We start from the raw sequence: 17,612 nt of genomic DNA, 5'->3' as shown, positions 1-17,612 counted from the left end.
TTCAGATGTCGGTTTCGGTCTTGAGCGGCCGCGTCATCAGCGCGGTCACGGCCTGGTCGATGGTCACCTTGCCGTCGAGGATGGCGGCGACTGCGGAAATGATCGGCGCCTCGATCTGGCGCTCGGCGGCGATGCGGGCGGCAATGCCGGCCGTCGGCACGCCTTCTGCCAGCGGCAGGCCGGCAAGCGGCTTGCCCTGGCCGAGCGCCAGGCCATAGGCGAAATTGCGCGACTGCGGCGAGGAGCAGGTGAGCAGCAGATCGCCGAGGCCGGATAGCCCCATCAGCGTTTCCGGCCGCGCGCCGAAGGCGGCACCGATGCGACGCAATTCGACGAAGCCGCGCGTTACCATGGCGGCCTGGGCGCTGGCCCCCAACCCGGCGCCGGTGACCGCGCCGGCGGCGATGGCAAAGACGTTCTTCAGCGCGCCGCCGATCTCGACGCCGATCAGATCGTCGCTGGAATAGCAGCGCAGATTTTCGGCCGAAAAGCGGGCGGCCAGCTCGGCGGCCAGTTCCGCTTCGCGCGCGGCAACCACGACGGCCGTCGGCAGGCCGCGCGCGACATCCGTGGCGAAGCTCGGACCGGAAAGGGCTGCGACCGGATTGCCCGGCAGCTTCTCCTCGACGATCGAGGACAGCAGCGCGCCGGTGTCGCGCTCGATGCCCTTGGCGCAAAGCACCAGCGGCGCTTCCCGAGGCACATGGTTGTGCGCAGCGGCGAGAACCGCGCGCAGCGACTGCGCCGGCGTCACGGCCAATACGCAATCGGCGCCGTCGAGCGCCGCAGCGATGTCGCTTGTGGCCGCGATGCCGGGCGCGATCCTGATGCCGGGCAGATAGCGCGGGTTCTCGCCGCGGGCGACGGCGGCGACGGTTTCAGCGTCGCGCGCGAAAAGCCGGACTTCATGGCCGGCGCGCAGCATGGCCAGTGCCAGCGCCGTGCCCCAGGCGCCGCCGCCCAGCACCGCAACGCGCCAGCCGCTGCCCGATCTCTTGCCGCTCACCCTCTTCGCGCTCATGCCTTGGCACCGCGCCGGCCCGAGCCGACCAAAGGCGCCGAAACGCTGTCGAGCGGCCAACGCGAACGCGGCACGAAGTCGGCGGTGTTTTCGTCGGCGATGCCGGCGCGCAGCCGCTCGATGCCGGCCCAGGCGATCATCGCGGCGTTGTCGGTGCAGAGCTTTTGCGGCGGCGCGACGAAAGCGAAGCCGGCTTGCGAACAGAGCGCTTCAAGCGTCGCCTTGATCGTGCGGTTGGCGGCAACGCCGCCGGCAACGACCAGGGCCGGCTTTGCCTGGTTGGGAAATTCCTGGCGGAAGCGGGCAAGCGCGCGCGCCACGCGGTCGCCCAGCGCGTTGGCCACCGCCGCCTGGAAGGAGGCGCAGATGTCGGCGACGTCCTGGTCGCTCAGCGGCGCGATCGCCGTTGCGGCCTGGCGCACCGCCGTCTTCAGGCCGGAGAAGGAGAAATCCGGCTGCGCCGAGCCTTTCATCGGGCGCGGGAAGGCAAAGCGGCTCGCATCGCCGCCGGCAGCGGCCTTCTCGACATTCGGGCCACCGGGATAGGGCAGGCCGAGCATCTTGGCGGTCTTGTCGAAGGCTTCGCCGAGCGCATCGTCGATGGTGGTCGCCCAGCGCTGGTAGTCGCCGACGCCGCGCACCGCGACGATCTGGGTGTGGCCGCCGGAGACGAGCAGCAGAAGATAGGGGAAGTCGAGGCCATCGGTCAGCCGCGCCGTCAGCGCGTGGCCTTCCAGGTGATTGATGGCGATCAGCGGCTTGTTGGCGGCGGCGGCGATCGCCTTGGCCGTCATCAGGCCGACGATCAGCCCGCCGACAAGGCCGGGGCCAGCCGTCGCCGCGATGGCGTCGACCTCGTCAAGCGTCACGGCCGAATCGGCAAGTGCGGCCTCGACGATGCCGTCCAGCGCCTCGACATGCGCGCGCGCCGCAATCTCGGGCACGACGCCGCCGAAAGCGGCATGCTCCCCGATCTGGCTCAGCACGATGTTGGACAGGATTTCGGGCGCCGAAGCGCCGTCCAGCGCGACCACGCTGGCCGCCGTCTCATCGCAACTCGTCTCAATGCCCAGAACGCGGATCAATTCGTCGCTGTCCTCGAAGATTGTATCACCGGAGGTCTGTCGATATTCAGGTGATGCCGGCCTGCAAGTGGCGGCTTTCTGCGCTTCCGGTGCTCACGTACTTTAAGTACGCTCCGCTGCGGTTCTCGGAAGCCACCACTTTCGGCTCGGCCTGACCTGCATCTCGACAGACCTCGGCCAAGGACGGGGGTTATCACGGACGGCGCGCCATGCAAACTTTGAAAATCGGAACACGCGGCAGCCCGCTGGCGCTGGCTCAGGCACATGAGACCCGGGCGCGGCTGATGCAGGCGCATGGCCTGCCCGAGCAGGCATTCGACGTAGTGCCGATCTCGACCAGCGGCGACCGCATCCAGGACCGGCCGCTGTCGGAGGCCGGCGGCAAGGGCCTGTTCACCAAGGAGATCGAGGAGGCGCTGCTCGACCGCCGCATCGACATCGCCGTGCATTCGTCCAAGGACATGCCGACGGTGCTGCCCGACGGGTTGGAGCTCTGCACCTTCCTGCCGCGCGAGGACGCGCGCGACGCTTTCATCGGCAAGCGGGCGAAGCGGATCGCCGACCTGCCGCAGGGCGCGACGGTCGGGTCGTCGTCGCTGCGCCGCCAGGCGCTGATCCGCCGGACGCGGCCGGACCTCGACGTGGTGATCTTTCGCGGCAATGTGCAGACCAGGCTGCGCAAGCTGGACGAAGGCGTCGCCGAAGGCACCATCCTTGCCTATGCCGGGCTGAAACGGCTCGGGCTCGAACATGTCGTCACAGACCTGATGCCGCTGGAGGACTTCCCGCCGGCGCCGGGGCAAGGTGCGATCGGCATCGAAAGCCGCATCGGCGACCGCGCCGTCGAGAAAATGCTGGCGGCGATCCACCACGTGCCGACCGGCCAGGCCTTGGCCTGCGAACGCGCCTTCCTCGCCGCGCTCGACGGCTCGTGCCGCACGCCGATCGCCGGCCATGCGACGGTGGCGGGCGAGAAACTGTCCTTTGCCGGGCTGATCATCTCGCCCGACGGCACGGAATCGCATGAGGTAAGGCTGGAGGGCGAGGCCGCGGACGCGACGGAAATAGGCATGGACGCCGCGCGGACGGTGCGCGCCAGGGCCGGGGCGAAATTCTTCGACGGCTGGGCCTGACATGGTCCGCGTCCTGGTGACGAGGCCAGAGCCCGGCGCGTCGCGCACGGCGCGACGCCTGGAAGCCCAGGGATTTCAGCCTGTCGTGCTACCGCTGACCGTGACGAGCGCCTTGCTTGCCGAAGCGACCGTCGGCGCCGATACCGTCGCGGTCAGCGTCACCAGCGCCAATGCGGTACGCCATGCGCCGAAGGCGCTGATTGCGACGCTCGTCGGCTTGCAGTGCCACGCAGTCGGCAAAAGGACGGCTGAAGCCTGCCGCGCGGCGGGATTTTCATCCGTCACGGAAGGTCCGGGCGACGCCGAGGCTCTGGCCGGCACGATCGCCGGCGGCCTTGCCGGCAAGACAGTCATCTATCTGTGCGGCCGTGTCCGCTTCCCAGTGTTCGAGCAGCGGCTGACGGCGGCGGGCGTACATGTCCGTGCGGTCGAGACCTACGACACAAAAGCTGTCGACTATGGCGATGCCGAGGTGTTCGCCGCTCTGTCGGGCCAACCGGTCGAGGCGGCGCTGCTTTATTCGGCCAAGGCCAGCGCGGCGCTGGCCAGCCTGATTGCGCGACCCATCTTGCGGCTGCTCTTTGAAAATACGGAATTTCTGACGCTCTCGGCGCGCGTCGCCGAACCGTTGGATGCGGCTGCCGGGCGCAGGATCCGGATCGCGCCGCAACCGGATGAGGACGCGCTTCTCGCGCTTTTGTCGCAACCGCGCTAGGCCGCGTCATCACACCGCCCCTTTTCACCGCTTGGTGATGTGCTAGAGCATCCTGACGCTCGAGACCCTTTGATCCATCCTCAAGCCAATTTGCGGAGCCCAAGCATGGTCAAGACGCCGAAGATGCGACATTCGAAGACCCGGCGCGAGCCGGTGACCATCGAACTCGAGCCCGGCGCCGTCTCGCGAATCGCCGACGAGGATGCGGCCAAGGCCGCGGCCAATACCGGGCAGACCGACGAGGCGAAGGCGGAAGAAGCCGTCGCCGTCTCGCAGCCGGAGGCTCCGGAAGAGCCGATCCATGCCGAGCAGGCCGATATCGAGCCGTGGGAGCATAGCGACGCCGCTCAGGCAGCGGCTGACGAGCCCGAGACCGGCAAGGACGAGCCGGAAGCGCCGTATCCCGGCGGGTCCGATGCGCCGAAGAGCCAGCCCAAGGGCTCCGATTACAATTTCGAGGACGCCTCCGCGGCCAGCGCGAGCGCCGCGACATCGAAGTCGGACGAAACACGGAACGAGGATCGCGTGCAGCAGCCATCGCGCAGAACCGGCGTCAACGCCATCGCCGCCGGTCTCATCGGCGGCGTGATCGCTCTTGCCGGCGCCGGGCTGCTGCAGGCGGTCGGCCTGCTTGGCGCGCCGGGGTCGAGCAGCGGATCGCTCGACGGCGTCACCGGCGAGATCGCTTCTTTGAAGAGCGAGGTCGCGGCGCTGAAGGAAAGCGGCGACAACGGCGCCGCGGCCAAGGTTGCCGGTCTTTCGTCGGCGCTGGATCAGGTCAAGGCCGATGTCGCGGCGCTGAAATCCTCGGCCGGACAAGGCGGCGACGGCAGCGCGCTCAAGGCGCTCAGCGACAAGGTCGGCCAGATCGAGACGACCGTCGGCGAGTTGCAAAAGAGCGGAAGTTCAGCACCCGTCGATCTCGGTCCGCTCAACGAGAAGATCGCCGGGCTCGACGCGCTGGTGAAATCGACCGGCGACGCGGCCAAGGCCGAGGACGGCCGGGTTGCAGCACTTGAGCAATCGGTGTCGCAACTCTCCGGCAAGGTCGAGGCGCAGGCCGCGCAGCCCAAGATCGCGCTGGCGATCGCGGCTGCGGCGCTGAAGTCGGCGCTCGATCGCGGCGCGCCGTTCGCGACCGAGCTCGACACGTTCGCGGCGATCGCGCCGGATGCGCCGGAGCTCGCGGCGCTACGGTCCTATGCCGAGAAAGGTGTGCCGACCCGCGCCACCATCGCCTCGGAGGTCGATGCCGCCGCCAATGCCATGGTCGAGGCGGCGACGCCGATCGACCAGAATGCGGGTTTCTTCCAGAGCCTGGTGTCGAGCGCGGAATCGCTGGTCAAGGTGCGGCCGGTCGGAGCCGTCGAAGGCAAGGGCGCGCCCGAAACCGTGGCGCGTATCGAAGTGGCGGTCAGCCAGGGCGACTACGCCAAGGCGCTCAGCGAATATGACACGCTGCCCGACGCCGCGAAGGCGGCCGGCGCCGATTTTGCCGGCAAACTGAAGGCGCGGTTGGAGGTCGAAAAGCAACTCGAAGCGCTGATTGCCGGCGCGACGAAGGCGTGAGGACCAAAAGATGATCCGTCTCCTCGCCTTCCTCGCCGTCGTCTTCGCGCTGGGTCTCGGCTTCGCCTGGCTGGCCGATCGTCCGGGCGAGATGCTCGTCACCTTCAACGGCTACCAGTACCAAGTCACGCTGATGGTGGCGGCGGTGGCGATCGTCGCCGTGGTCGCCGCGGTGATGATCGTCTGGTGGCTCATCAAGTCGCTGTGGAACAGCCCCTACACGATCTCGCGCTATTTCCGGGTGCGCCGCCGCGACCGCGGCTACCAGGCGCTGTCGACCGGCATGATCGCGGCCGGCGCCGGGGACGGCGCGCTGGCGCGCAAGAAGACCAAGGAAGCGGCCAGGCTGATCAGCTCCGATCAGGAGCCACTGATCAACCTGCTCGATGCGCAGGCGTCGCTGCTCGAAGGCGACCATAAAGGCGCGCGAGAGAAATTCGAGCGCATGCTCGACGATCCCGAGATGCGGCTGCTCGGCCTGCGTGGGCTTTATCTGGAGGCCGAGCGGCTCGGCGACCGCAACGCCGCGCGCCACTATGCCGGCCGCGCCGCAGCGGTGGCGCCGCAGCTTGCCTGGGCGGCGGAATCGACGCTCGAGGAACTGACCGAACGCGGCGACTGGGACGGCGCGCTGAAGCTGGTCGAGGCGCAGAAGTCGACCAGACAGATCGAGCGCGACGCCGCCAACCGCCGCCGCGCCGTGCTGCTGACCGCCAAGGCGCAGGCGCTGGTCGACAGCGACCCGAACGCAGCCCGCACCGCGGCGCTGGAAGCCAACAAGCTGGCGCCCGATTTCGCGCCGGCGGCGGTCATCGCCGCCGATATGGTTTTCCGGCAAAGCGACGTGCGCAAGGGCTCCAAGATCCTGGAAACCGCGTGGAGGGCCGAGCCGCATCCCGACATCGCGGAGCTCTACACGCATGCGAGGGTGGGCGACGCCGTGCGCGACCGTCTCAACCGGGCGAAGAAGCTGCAGGAATTGAAGAGGAACCACGCCGAGTCGGCGATGGCAGTGGCGCGCGCGGCGCTCGACGCCCAGGATTTCGCGATGGCCCGCCGCGAGGCGGAGGCCGCGATCCGCATCGATCGCCGCGAGGGCGCCTACCTGCTGCTTGCCGATATTGAGGAAGCCGAGACCGGCGACCAAGGCAAGGTGCGGCAGCTCTTGTCGAAGGCGGTGCGCGCGCCGCGCGATCCGGCCTGGGTGGCGGATGGCGTCATCTCCGAGCGCTGGGCGCCGGTATCGCCGGTCACCGGCAAGCTCGACGCCTTCACCTGGCGGGCGCCGATGGAGCGGCTTGGCCATCTGATCGAAAGCGACGCGGATGTCGCGGTGCCGGCGATCGCCGCCGCGCCGCCGGCCGCACCCGCTGAAAAGGCGATCGACATTGTTGCCGATGCGCCGGCCGAGAAGCTGGCGCCAACGAATGGCGGCGAAAAGGATAGGGTGGTGGCCGAAACCGTCGTCGAGGCGGAAACCGTAGGCCAGGGCGCGGAGCTGCCGCCCCTGCCCGACGATCCGGGTGTCGCGCCGGAAGAGGCCGCGGATAAATCGCCGCGCCGGTTTCGTTTGTTCTAAGGCTATGTTTTGAGGCCGGGTTTTGGCGGGCAGGGAAAAAACATCGATGTTCGAGCGCGTATTGTCCTTCCTGAGGGATCTGCCGGCTGCCGGCGAGACCAAGCCGAGCGCGGACGATCCGCGCGTCGCGGCCTCCGCGCTGCTCTACCATGTGATGAACGCCGACGGCGTGCGCCAGGACGTCGAATGGGAGCGGTTCAAGCAGATACTGGCCGAAACCTATTCGGTGAGCGGCGCGGAGCTCGATGCGCTGGCAGCGGCCGGCGAGCGCGCCGACAATGAGGCGATCGACCTCTACGCCTTCACCAGCGTGCTGAAGCGCGATCTCGACGCCGAGGCGCGCAAGGCCTTCATTGGCCTGATGTGGGAAATCGTCTATGCCGATGGCGAGTTGCACGAGCTCGAGGACAACACGGTGTGGCGGGTCGCCGAACTGATCGGCGTCGAGCGTCATGACCGCATCGAGGCGCGCCGCAAGGCGGCGGCCGGGGCGCCCGGCGCGCGGGGCGATTCGAGCGACGAATAACAGGACCTTTCGCCTTCCATGCCGTCCAGACCGAGGCCGAGACCCAAAATCCTGATCGTGCTGCATCAGGAGACTTCGAGCTCCGGCCGCGTCGGACATATGCTTCTGGAAGAAGGTTTCGATCTCGACATCCGCCGGCCGCCGCTCGGCGATGCGCTGCCCTGCACGCTCGACGATCATGCCGGCGCTGTGGTTTTCGGCGGGCCGATGAGCGCCAATGACGCGGACGAATTCGTCCGCCGCGAGACCGACTGGCTGCAAATCCCGCTCAAGGAAAACCGCCCCTTTCTCGGCATCTGCCTCGGCGCGCAGATGCTCGCCAACCATCTCGGCGGCAAGGTCGAGGGGCACGGCGAAGGGCTGGTCGAGATCGGCTGGTATCCGCTGAAGGCGACCGATGCCGGCAAAAAGCTCCTGCACTGGCCGGAGATGGTCTACCAGTTTCACCGCGAAGGCTTTTCGTTGCCGAAGGAAGCTACGCTTTTGGCAACGGCGGAAACCTATCCCAACCAGGCCTTCCGCTACGGCGACAATGCCTGGGGTATCCAGTTCCATGGCGAGCTGACAAGGGTGATGATGCAGCGCTGGGTGGTGCGCGGCGCGCATCGCTTCGAGCTCCCCGGCGCGCAGCCTGGCCGCGACCATCTCGGCGGCCGGCTGATCTGGGACATGCACCTCAAGCGCTGGCTGAGCGAATTTCTGGGGCTGATCTTCGGCAGGCCTGCTGTGGGATAAAGCAAGCCCGGTTGGCCGGAACGGCTGAGCTTGATCCGAAGATGGCTTCTGCCAAGGCATGAACGACAGCTCTGCGCCTCAAGCTAGCCATTGCTATCCGAACGCGGACATTGGTCGGCGTAAGACTGTAGTCGTGGTTGCGCCGGGCCTTCCTGGCCGGAGCTGCGCTCGTCGAGCTGCCGGCAGACACGTGATGCCCCCATTGGCTACGCCACGTCTGCTGCGATGAACCAATCGTTGACCTCCCGCAATTCAGCACGAGCCTCGTCGAACCTACCCTGTGACCGCAATAGCTTCGCGAGGCTGTTGGTTGCCTGCAACTCCCAACTCCTGGCGCTCTGCTGCCGCGCAAAGGCAATTGCCTCGCGGAAAGAAGTCTCCGCCGCTCTGTCTCCTGCTCCATTTGCAAGTTCGATCTCACCGCGAATGCGAAGCAGGGCAGCTGTAAAGTAATGCTCGCCGATTTTTTCGGCCTCGCGCAGACCTTTCTCAGCGGTCTCCGCCGCCATGTCGAATTGCCCGGAGTTCATGAAAGCCTTGGCGAGCAAACCTAAATAGCACGACTTGTCGACCTCCTGATCTTCAAGGTCACTTTCGGTCAATGCCATCATGTGATTTCCCCCCGGACTGTCATCAAGGGCAGATGCAGCCAGGCCGCCAAAAAAGCGCGCCACCCTCTCCCAGAGATTGAAGCCATTTTCCTGCGCCAGCGGCAGGAGTTCATCCGCCAGTTCAGCGATCAAGCTGCTCTCTTCGCGGAAGGCGAACAACACGCACCCGTTTCCCAGGCAAGCGGCCAAGCGATATGCGGACTGCAGCCGAACGGTCGCCTCCGCCTCGCGGTAGAGTTTCAGCGCTTGATGGCGGTAGCCCAGAATATGCAAGGTCCAGGAAAGGTAGATCATGGCCATGCTCGGGAAGTCGCTGCCGACCTTGTCCGCACTGTCCTTGTGGCTGAGAGCGTGCTCGAGATATTGCCGGGCCGCCACCAACTCGCCCTGACAGAACAGGGTCATCCCCTTGAATTGCAAACCTATGACGAGCGCGTTCAGGTAGCCGCCTTGCTCGCCGACCCGAATTAACTCATCGCTCGCCGCAAGGGCCTTGCCAAACTGGCCCGAGTTGAAATGGGTGCCGAAAAGCCCGTCGAGCGCCCTGATCGTCGCTTCCGGTTCGCCAAGTTTCCCGCTCAGTGCTATGGCCCGCTGATATGCGGCACTGCCTTCGCCCGTCACGTAGCCTTGCGCGGCGTATAGCACGTCGCCCAGCTCCAGTTCGAAGCGAAGAAGCCTGCGGCTGCGATCGTCGGATTCAGGCAGGAGCTTCGCGGCTTCGAGGCCCTTCCTGAAAATACGCACTGCGTCAGCTTTCGCCCAAGTCTTAGCCGCCTTCACCCCTGCCAATAGCCAGTAGTCAGCGGCGCGATCGAACAGACCCGCGTCGGCGAAATGTTCAGCCAGCACTTCGGGACGGGCAAAGGCCGCGTTGTGGTCGCGCAGTTCGATACATTCGGCGATCAATCGGTGAGTCTGCTGCGCGCGTTCGTGGAGCATCGTGCCTTTGGCCGCCTGCTGCAGCAGCACGTGCGTGAACGAAAAGCCCGCGCCGGCCGTGCCCCGCTCGGCTACGATCAGCCCCGTGCCCATCAGGTCGCCAACCGCGGCGCGCAACTCCGCTTCCGGCCAATCACAAATTTCGCGCAGTATGTCGAAATCGAACTTGCGGCCGATCGCCGCTGCGATCTGCGCAACTTCCTTGGCGGGTCCCAGCCTGTCGAGGCGGGCAAGCAGTGAGAACTGCAGGGAGTTTGGAATGTTGTTCGTATGAGACGAACGCTTCGGCTGGGGCGCTTCCAGCCGCAACCCGGTTTCGACCACGCTCCGAGCAAGCTCTTCGATGTAGAGCGGGACGCCTTCACCGCGATCGAGCACCGCTGAAACATCGGCGGCGAGCGCGTTCGGACTGATGTCATGGACAATCGCCTCGGCATCTTCGCGTCCGAGCGCTTCAAGCCTGATGTGATGCGCATCCGGCCTGTCGAACCATGGAACGGTTGCGTTGTTCCTGCTCGATACGAGCAACAGCGCAGGCGTCGAAGCCAGGCTGGCAACGATTTTGTCGAGAAGCTCGCGCGAGGTCGCGTCGGCCCATTGCTCATCTTCGAACAGGATCAGGATCGGCGTGGTACGCGCCAGATAACCGACCATATCCATCAGCGCTTGCTCTGCGATGTTGCGCTGTCGGTCGGCGCTTATCCCGTCGAGCCTGTCCGGCCTGGTCGCAGGTATGCCGAGCAGGCCCGAGAAGATCGCCAGCGCGACGTCGCTGTACACCGAGCCGATCAACAATGCGTTGCTGAGCTTCCGCAGCTTTTCTTCCGTCGAGTCAGCGTCCTCGATCGTTGCGATCCGCTGCAACTCGGCGAGGAATGGATAAAGGGTGCTGTTCTCAAAGGTCGGAGAACATTGCATGGTCAGTTGCGGAAAGCTGCGCAACCGCTGCTGGACTTCATTGAGCAACCGGGATTTGCCGATCCCCGACTCTCCCGAAACCCACACCGCATTGCCGTGCCTGTCGCGCACGACGGTCTCCCAGTGCTCCATCAACAGTCGCAATTCGGCATTGCGGCCGCACAGCTTGGTCATATGCGCGCGCTTTGCAAAGCGGGTCGGCACCATGCGCTGCCGCTGCACCTGCCAGATCTGGACCGGCTCGGCGAATCCCTTCAGCTCATGCTTGCCGAACGTGGTGAAATCAATCGCGCCGCTCGCGGCCTCGAAGGTCGACGCGTCGACGAGGATCCTATTCGACTTGGCCAGTACCTGCAGCCGCGCCGCCAGATGTGCGACGTGGCCGAAAGCGACGGTGGACACGCCGCTCGGCGCGCCGACGAACTCCCCCACCACGACCTGGCCGCTCGCGATACCCACCCTCACTTGCAGCGGATATCCCTGTTTTGCCGAGATGGTGGCCACCGCATCGACGATCTCCAGTGCCGCCAGCACCGCGAACTCGCTGTCGTCCTCGCCAGCTATCGGATAACCGAAATAGGCCTGGATGGCGTCGCCGATGTAACTGGCCGTCACTCCCTTGCGGCGCTGGACGACGCTGCTGCAGGTATGCAGAAAGCTCTCGATCAGGCGCTGGAAATCCTCGGGATCCAGGCGGTCGGCATATTCGGTCGACCCCACCATATCGCAAAACAGGATGGTGAGATAACGCCGCTCCGCAACAGACTTCGCCGGGCTGCTCGGCAAAATCGGGCCAGCCAATGGAACCGGCGTGGTCAAGCTCCGGGACCCTCCTTGGTGCGGCGACCATCTAGCGCCCGGTCATGTTATCGCAAATCCCGGCGGTCACCAGCCGCTTTCGATCGCGTCAAAGCGGATCATCGAAGCTCGCCACACTGAACATCGGCGTAGATCAAATGGTCTGCCTCACTGAATGCCGCCTCGCTCTGGTCGAAGCAGAACCGTTTGGGCACCAGGCGGATCAAGGTGCGTCGATTGCACTCGCCGGGCAGGTCGATCTGGAAGCTGCGCGGCAACATCGACGGCGTCGGATCGCTCCACTTCGTGTGACCGGCAAACGAAACGTTCTGGATCAGCAAGCTGGAGCCGGATGAACCGACTGGACCGGAGATGGCTTCGACGTCGGTACCCTTTGCCTGCTCGATGCTAGGATATTGACCGCTTTGCGGCGGATCTCCGGTTGCCGGAATGGCGCCCGCGCCGACTGCGACATTGATCCTGATATCGTCGCGCTCCGGAACACCGCCGTAGCTGTTGCGAAAGGTCCAGCTTACACGAAGAATACGCGTGTTCACCTCCGCTCCGGGGGGTGGAGGCAAAACCTGAATCTTGGCATCGGCGAGCAAAGAGCCTTCATCCTGCGCCTCCGGCGCCGGGCAGCGCGTGTAGAGCGGGCGGTAGCCACATTCAGCACCGCCTGCTCCCCACAAACAGTCGCTCAGCTTCCGCCAGTCCTCCAGGCTCAGCGGCGGCGCGCCGGAGGACAGGTCATTGCCGGACCCTGGCAACATCCAGGGATGGATGCCGCCGCCGTTCGCCCAGTCCGTCCGGTGCGCGGCTATCTCGGCGTAGACGATCTGTTCCTCGTTCAGCTCGAGCAATTGGACCCAGCTTGGCGACGTGACCGTCGGCTCATGCCCCGCTGCGTCCGCGGCAAAACGGCGGCCCGTGACTTGTGTGGTAAGCGTGTGGCAGCTTGTGCAGTTGCCCGTCGGATCTTCAACCGTCCTGGCCTGGCTAAGTTCATTGCGGTAGGTGCCGGTGTAGCTGGAGCCGACCACGCGGAACGGCGCGCCCGGCAACCGCGGCCGATCCGGTAGAAAATCTCCCAGGCTGAAGGCGGTCGATCTGGAATCGCCGGCTGAACGGAAACCGACCCTGCTCTGTTCAATGTGCGGATCGATCACATAAGGGCTTTTGTTGTCATGGCATGCATGGCACGAAATCTGAAACGTCGGATCGTAGATTTTCTTCGCCTCGGCCCTTCCGACTTCGTCGGAATAGTTGCGCCCGCCCGGCGGAATGAAGGGCTTTGACCAATCGAACTCGCTCCGGTCCTTGCGGCCGTCGAAGAAGACAATTTCTCCGGATTTCCGATTGAACCCGATGGTGCCGAAGACAGAAAACCTCGGATCCGACCGCGTCCAGTAGGGATCGGTGCTGACCTCCTGGCTAAAGTTGGATTTCCTGCAGAGGAACAGCCATTCAACGTTGCCGCGCACGACCCTTACGACACGTGAGTTCAGCCCACAGTAGGTCGTGCTGCCGGTCAGCGAAGGCTTGTCGCATTTGGGCAATGTCGCCGTCCATTTGACCACCTTTCCGCTTTCATTCCGGTGCTCGAACTCCAGCGGATGGCCCGGTTTCATCGGATTGGGCTCGAGGTCCACGACATTGCCGTCAACTTCCACCGGGATGACCTTCATCTGCTCGCTGTCGCAATCGCCGTCGGGAATAGGACCGAACACCGCCCGCGCTTCATCGCCAGACCTGGTTACGACGTCGGCGCTCTTGGAGGCCGGTGCCCAGAAAATGTCGGGGTTCCATCGCGTGACGGCGTCGGCGAACGACTTCGAATCCAGGTCGTCCTGATCGGAGCCTTGCCGCTCACCGGCTTGCGGCGTCGACACGAAAGCCACATGTCGAAGCCCGACCGCCCCGGACAACAGGAGAAACGCAACGCCGAGGACAGCAGCGATCAGCGCAACGGAACGCATTTCAGCCCACTGCGGCGTGCCAGTGAGCCCATGGCCGATCTTTGGGCGTCATCGCTTCTTGGCTGCGACAGAACCAGCAGAATAGTCGGCGTGGACAGTAAGCGATTGAAATAGCCACTGGTCGTCGCCCCCCTTTACGAGGGTCGCCCGAACATCCGCCGAATAGTCGAGGCTCGGCATCGGAGAGTGGGAGTCTTGCACAGTGACCAGGACTGCCGATCTGGTGTTCGCCGTCTTACCCGTCTTGTCAACATGGAACAAGGTGTTGGTCACAAAATGTCGAGTCTGGAGGTGATCGGTCTCCAGTTCCTGCACTATTATTCCCATCTGCGTGAGAAGATCGTCTGGTGACGTCGGATCTAGACCGAGCGTCAACCTGAACACGGAACCCCCAGTATTGCACATCTCATAATAAGACGATTTCGGAACGGCAAAGAGGCCAGCGAACGCTGCTGCGTCTCTTTCATCGATCGTCAATGCGTAGCGGGACAAAACATCTTCAATTGCCTGGCGATCGTCGGCCGGAGGATTCTTTATGTCCCAACCTTTGCTAGCTGGTGTTCCGCATGAATCAGCTAAAGCGGTGCCGCCGAAAGCGAGGCAGAGCCCACAAACCAGGGCAAAATTCCTCAAAATCGCACGGTTGGTGATTATGCCTTTCCAATGCTCGCTCATGGTGGCCCCCTCAAATGGAGCTTGATGGGAAAGTACCCATTCATCTTATACATCCCCCAAAAAGGTGTCAGCCGAAATCGGTGGCATCCGAGGCTTGCGGGCACAATTCCGCGTTCCTGAATTTTTGAATTTGCGGTAAGTTACATTCTTCGATCCGCAGCAATTTCATTCCTAATCGCCAGGCAGGCTGCGGGCGATTTCGGTGCGTTACGGGAAAATAAAAATAACATAGGTGAAAAATCAAGTTTAACCATAGTTAGATAGGAGCATAAAGTGCCGAGTTTCGTTCGAAATATGGTATTGTTCCTTTCATCGTTCTTCAGCATTATTCCTTTGGCGTTTGCACAGCAGAATCAGGAAATTGAGATAGTTCTGCAATCGCGCCTGCCTTCTTATGGAAACGATACCCCCCTAGTTATTGACTTTACTCTCACGAACCGGTCACGCAGCCCGATCAGGGTGCTCAGTTGGACCACGCCAATCAACGGCGTCTCCGGCGACATATTTTCAGTGGCGAGGGGGTCGCAGCCAATTCAGTACATAGGCCGTTTGGCGAAGCGAGGAGAGCCCACTGACGCCGACTTTATCACCATCGAACCGGGGCAATCGGTTACGGTGCCCGTCGATCTGTCCTTGTACTACGCCATCTATGAAGCCGGGAATTATGCGGTTACCTACGACACGGAGGGCATGGGTCTGCTGATTGGCCGTCCGGGTGAACTGATACGCGCGCAGGTTTTGAGCAACGCCGCCACGTTCAGGCTTCTGTCGGGTCGAATTCCTCCGCAACGGGCAGTGCCGCTCTCGGCGCCCAAATTCGACCAATGCGACAGCTCTCAACAGGATGATCTTGGCGCTGCGCTGGCGGAAGCAAACATCATAGCCTCGAATGCCCTGCAGATCTTGCAGAGCACGCCTCCGGCCCAGCAACCCAGTTCCCAACGATATATGACATGGTTCGGGGCGCATACCGTAGGACTGTACGCAAAGGCCACTGGAAATTTCTCGAAGATTGCGGATGCTCTTGCAAACAAGACAATTACATTTGGATGCCACGGCAGCGAGTGTGAACCAATCGACTATGCGTATGTATACCCGGACCAGCCTTACAACATTTTTGTCTGTAGCAAGTTCTGGTCAGCCGCTCTGAAAGGAACGGATTCCAGATCCGGAACGCTCATACACGAAGTGAGTCACTTCGGCATCGTGGCCGCAACGAGGGACTTTGCCTATGGTCAAACCAGCGCCAAGGCGCTCGCGGTCGTGAACCCACCTAGAGCGACATCCAACGCTGACAGCCATGAATACTTCGCGGAGAACAGCCCGGAGCTTCCGATGTGAGGAACGCCACACGCAACTGAGCTGGCAAGCTTTCCGAAGGTCGACCTCTCGCCGGGCTCGATTGGCACGGAACAAGGCACCTGGCTCGAACGGGGCCGCTAGAAACGAAATTGGGCGAGGCGCGGCCGGTCACGGTGATGCGGATGAATGAAGGCAGAGGCTGTCCGTCCGCGGCAATCGCTCCGGCCCCCAAACGCGCAAGGAGATAGGTTGCAGGCAACTTAGTGTGTTATATACGCTGCGCTCTCGGGGCGGATACGAGATCGATGGATCAGGAAACGCTTCTTGCCGCAGTCCTCCTGGCTGACGTCGTGGGCAGCACGCCCCTCTATGAGCGCATCGGCGACGATGCCGCTTTGCTGCAGGTTTCGGATTGCCTGGACGCAATGCGAGCGATCGTCGCCCAACACGGCGGTGATTTCATCTACTCGAAGGGCGATGACGTACTCAGCCTCTTCGAGAGCCCGGAGGCAGCGCTGAGGGCCGTCCGCCAAATCAGCCACCAACTGACGAAAGGGCCGTTGATCGCTCGAATCGGATTGCATTTCGGGACGGTCATTCGCGCGCGGGGCGCGGTATTCGGTGACGTTGTCAATGTCACCGCAAGGTTGTCCACCACGGCCAACCCCGGGGAGGTGCTGATCAGCCAGAGCTTCTTCGAAGCCCTTTCCGCGGGCAGCCGCAAGAGCCTGCGGCTCCTCGACAAAATGGACTTCAAGGGGAAGCAGGAACTCTTCGATGTCTATACCCTGTGGAGTGGCAATGGGGTGCTCAGCACTCAGATCACCACCCGTGGCACCACCACCGATAGACGCTCCGTCCCGCAGCGGCAGATCCATCTGGTCATCCGCTATGGAGATCAGTTGCGATCCTGTCGAAACAACGAATCCGTAACCATCGGCCGGTCTGAGGAATGCAATATCGTCGTCGAGCGGCCCTGGGTTTCAAGGCATCACGCGACCTTCACCGTTTCGAATGGCAGGGCCCGGCTCGTCGAGCGAAGCTCGTCGGGCACATTTGTATCGATGGGACCCGGCCATGAAGTCTTCGTACGCCGTGAAGATATTCTCCTCTTCGGCTCCGGCGTCATCTCGCCTGGACTGAAGTCGTCCCTCGGCGACGCCCAGGTTCTTCACTACGAAATTGTCTCGGACTGACCGGACTTCTAGCTGCTACCGGTGCCAAGCTGGTCCGCCGACGCCGCCGATGCAGCGGCCCACCTATTGACTGCCCTTTGGAGCATTCCGGGAAAAGTGTGAGCGGTTTTCCGTTCGGGATTGCGTATAAACAAAGAGATAGCGCCTTTCGCCGTTTCCGTGAAACGGTGAAAAGCGCCAACCCGGCTGCGTTATTCCGGCAGCCCCGCCTTTCGCAAACCTTCTGCAAGCAGAGCCATATCGGCCGGACGGCTGGTTGAAACGACGTCGGCGAGATTGGAAATTCGTTGGCCGGGATCGAGGCCGAGAATTCGGCTCACGACCTTTTGCGCATCCTCGGTTCGGCCGGCGAGAGCATAGCTTGCAGCCGCAAAGCGCAACGACCCCAAAAAGTCCGGCTTTTCCCGCAACGACCTTTCAGCCCAAGATGATGCCTCCTCGAATCGACCGGCGAAGAGATGAGCCACTGCTACCGCATTCTGCATGTCGAACATGAGCGGGTCGACTGGGCTCATGCGCATCGCGGTCGCCAGGTGCCGGAGTGAGGTTTCAGTATCGCCGAGGTCGGCTCTGACCCAGCCGCTGAATAGCCACGTGGTAGCCAGGTTCGGATTGAGCGCAAGCGCGCGATCAATGAAGGCTGCCCCGCTGTTGTTGTCGCCCACCACGTAGGCGAGCGCGGTCCCGCCCCGGGAAAGCGCGATCGCGTCATCCCTGCCCAAATCCACGGCCTTCAGAGCCAGGCGCTCCGCCTCGGCGGTTTCCTGCCTGCGATCGGTCATCCAGCCGTTCGCCTTGCGCATGACGGCACACCAGGCGGCCATGCCG

General features: G+C 63.6%; 14 protein-coding genes. 8 read left to right on the top strand and 6 right to left on the bottom strand.

The window, feature by feature from the left end; genetic code table 11:
* Position 1: 1 nt before the first annotated feature.
* Both DPM33_RS29435 and tsaD read right to left on the bottom strand, forming a co-directional pair.
* Entirely contained in the window at positions 2-1,021 is a 1,020-nt protein-coding gene (locus DPM33_RS29435) for an NAD(P)H-dependent glycerol-3-phosphate dehydrogenase (protein WP_112100901.1), read from the bottom strand.
* Positions 1,018-2,103 carry a tRNA (adenosine(37)-N6)-threonylcarbamoyltransferase complex transferase subunit TsaD gene (tsaD, locus tag DPM33_RS29430; protein WP_208648467.1) on the bottom strand — a complete coding sequence of 362 codons (1,086 nt, stop codon included), beginning with the start codon at positions 2,101-2,103 and terminating at the stop codon, positions 1,018-1,020. Before tsaD ends, DPM33_RS29435 begins: the two co-directional genes overlap by 4 nt.
* A gap of 212 nt (positions 2,104-2,315) precedes the next feature.
* Between tsaD and hemC the strand changes: the two genes are divergently transcribed.
* The 6 genes from hemC (at position 2,316) to DPM33_RS29400 (ending at position 8,363) form a co-directional block, all read left to right on the top strand.
* On the top strand, positions 2,316-3,239 hold the full coding sequence (hemC, locus tag DPM33_RS29425; RefSeq protein WP_112100899.1) for a hydroxymethylbilane synthase: 924 nt from the start codon (positions 2,316-2,318) through the stop codon (positions 3,237-3,239).
* 1 nt (position 3,240) lies between these two features.
* Positions 3,241-3,954, top strand: coding sequence for a uroporphyrinogen-III synthase (locus DPM33_RS29420; protein WP_112100898.1), 714 nt, complete (start codon positions 3,241-3,243; stop codon positions 3,952-3,954).
* Positions 3,955-4,059: 105 nt separating this feature from the next.
* Entirely contained in the window at positions 4,060-5,523 is a 1,464-nt protein-coding gene (locus DPM33_RS29415) for a COG4223 family protein (protein WP_112100897.1), read from the top strand.
* 10 nt (positions 5,524-5,533) lie between these two features.
* Entirely contained in the window at positions 5,534-7,102 is a 1,569-nt protein-coding gene (locus DPM33_RS29410) for a heme biosynthesis protein HemY (RefSeq protein WP_112100896.1), read from the top strand.
* Between the two features lie 46 nt (positions 7,103-7,148).
* Positions 7,149-7,628, top strand: coding sequence for a tellurite resistance TerB family protein (locus DPM33_RS29405; RefSeq protein WP_112100895.1), 480 nt, complete (start codon positions 7,149-7,151; stop codon positions 7,626-7,628).
* A gap of 18 nt (positions 7,629-7,646) precedes the next feature.
* Positions 7,647-8,363 carry a glutamine amidotransferase gene (locus DPM33_RS29400; protein ID WP_112100894.1) on the top strand — a complete coding sequence of 239 codons (717 nt, stop codon included), beginning with the start codon at positions 7,647-7,649 and terminating at the stop codon, positions 8,361-8,363.
* A 206-nt stretch (positions 8,364-8,569) separates the two neighbouring features.
* On the opposite strand, the gene DPM33_RS29395 is transcribed toward DPM33_RS29400, so the two are convergent.
* The 3 genes from DPM33_RS29395 to DPM33_RS29385 all read right to left on the bottom strand — a co-directional run bounded on the left by DPM33_RS29395 (position 8,570) and on the right by DPM33_RS29385 (position 14,286).
* Complete coding sequence (locus DPM33_RS29395; protein WP_146770342.1) at positions 8,570-11,653, bottom strand: ATP-binding protein; 3,084 nt, start codon at positions 11,651-11,653, stop codon at positions 8,570-8,572.
* Positions 11,654-11,751: 98 nt separating this feature from the next.
* Positions 11,752-13,611, bottom strand: coding sequence for a hypothetical protein (locus DPM33_RS29390; protein WP_112100892.1), 1,860 nt, complete (start codon positions 13,609-13,611; stop codon positions 11,752-11,754).
* Between the two features lie 48 nt (positions 13,612-13,659).
* A complete protein-coding gene (locus DPM33_RS29385; RefSeq protein ID WP_112100891.1) occupies positions 13,660-14,286 on the bottom strand; it encodes a nuclear transport factor 2 family protein in 627 nt (208 codons plus the stop codon).
* Between the two features lie 273 nt (positions 14,287-14,559).
* Between DPM33_RS29385 and DPM33_RS29380 the strand changes: the two genes are divergently transcribed.
* Positions 14,560-15,627 carry a M35 family metallo-endopeptidase gene (locus DPM33_RS29380; RefSeq protein ID WP_146770341.1) on the top strand — a complete coding sequence of 356 codons (1,068 nt, stop codon included), beginning with the start codon at positions 14,560-14,562 and terminating at the stop codon, positions 15,625-15,627.
* A gap of 266 nt (positions 15,628-15,893) precedes the next feature.
* Positions 15,894-16,784, top strand: a complete 891-nt coding sequence (locus tag DPM33_RS29375; RefSeq protein ID WP_112100889.1) for an adenylate/guanylate cyclase domain-containing protein — start codon at positions 15,894-15,896, stop codon at positions 16,782-16,784.
* Between the two features lie 191 nt (positions 16,785-16,975).
* Here the strand turns inward: DPM33_RS29375 and DPM33_RS29370 are convergent.
* On the bottom strand, positions 16,976-17,612 hold a 637-nt coding region (locus DPM33_RS29370), incomplete at its 5' end, for a tetratricopeptide repeat protein (protein WP_208648466.1).

Origin of the sequence: Mesorhizobium hawassense (assembly GCF_003289945.1) — a bacterium.
GTDB classification, from domain to species: Bacteria; Pseudomonadota; Alphaproteobacteria; order Rhizobiales; family Rhizobiaceae; genus Mesorhizobium; species Mesorhizobium hawassense.
The sequence above is the reverse complement of the archived record's forward strand: the minus strand, read 5'-3'. Positions and strand labels throughout refer to the sequence as shown.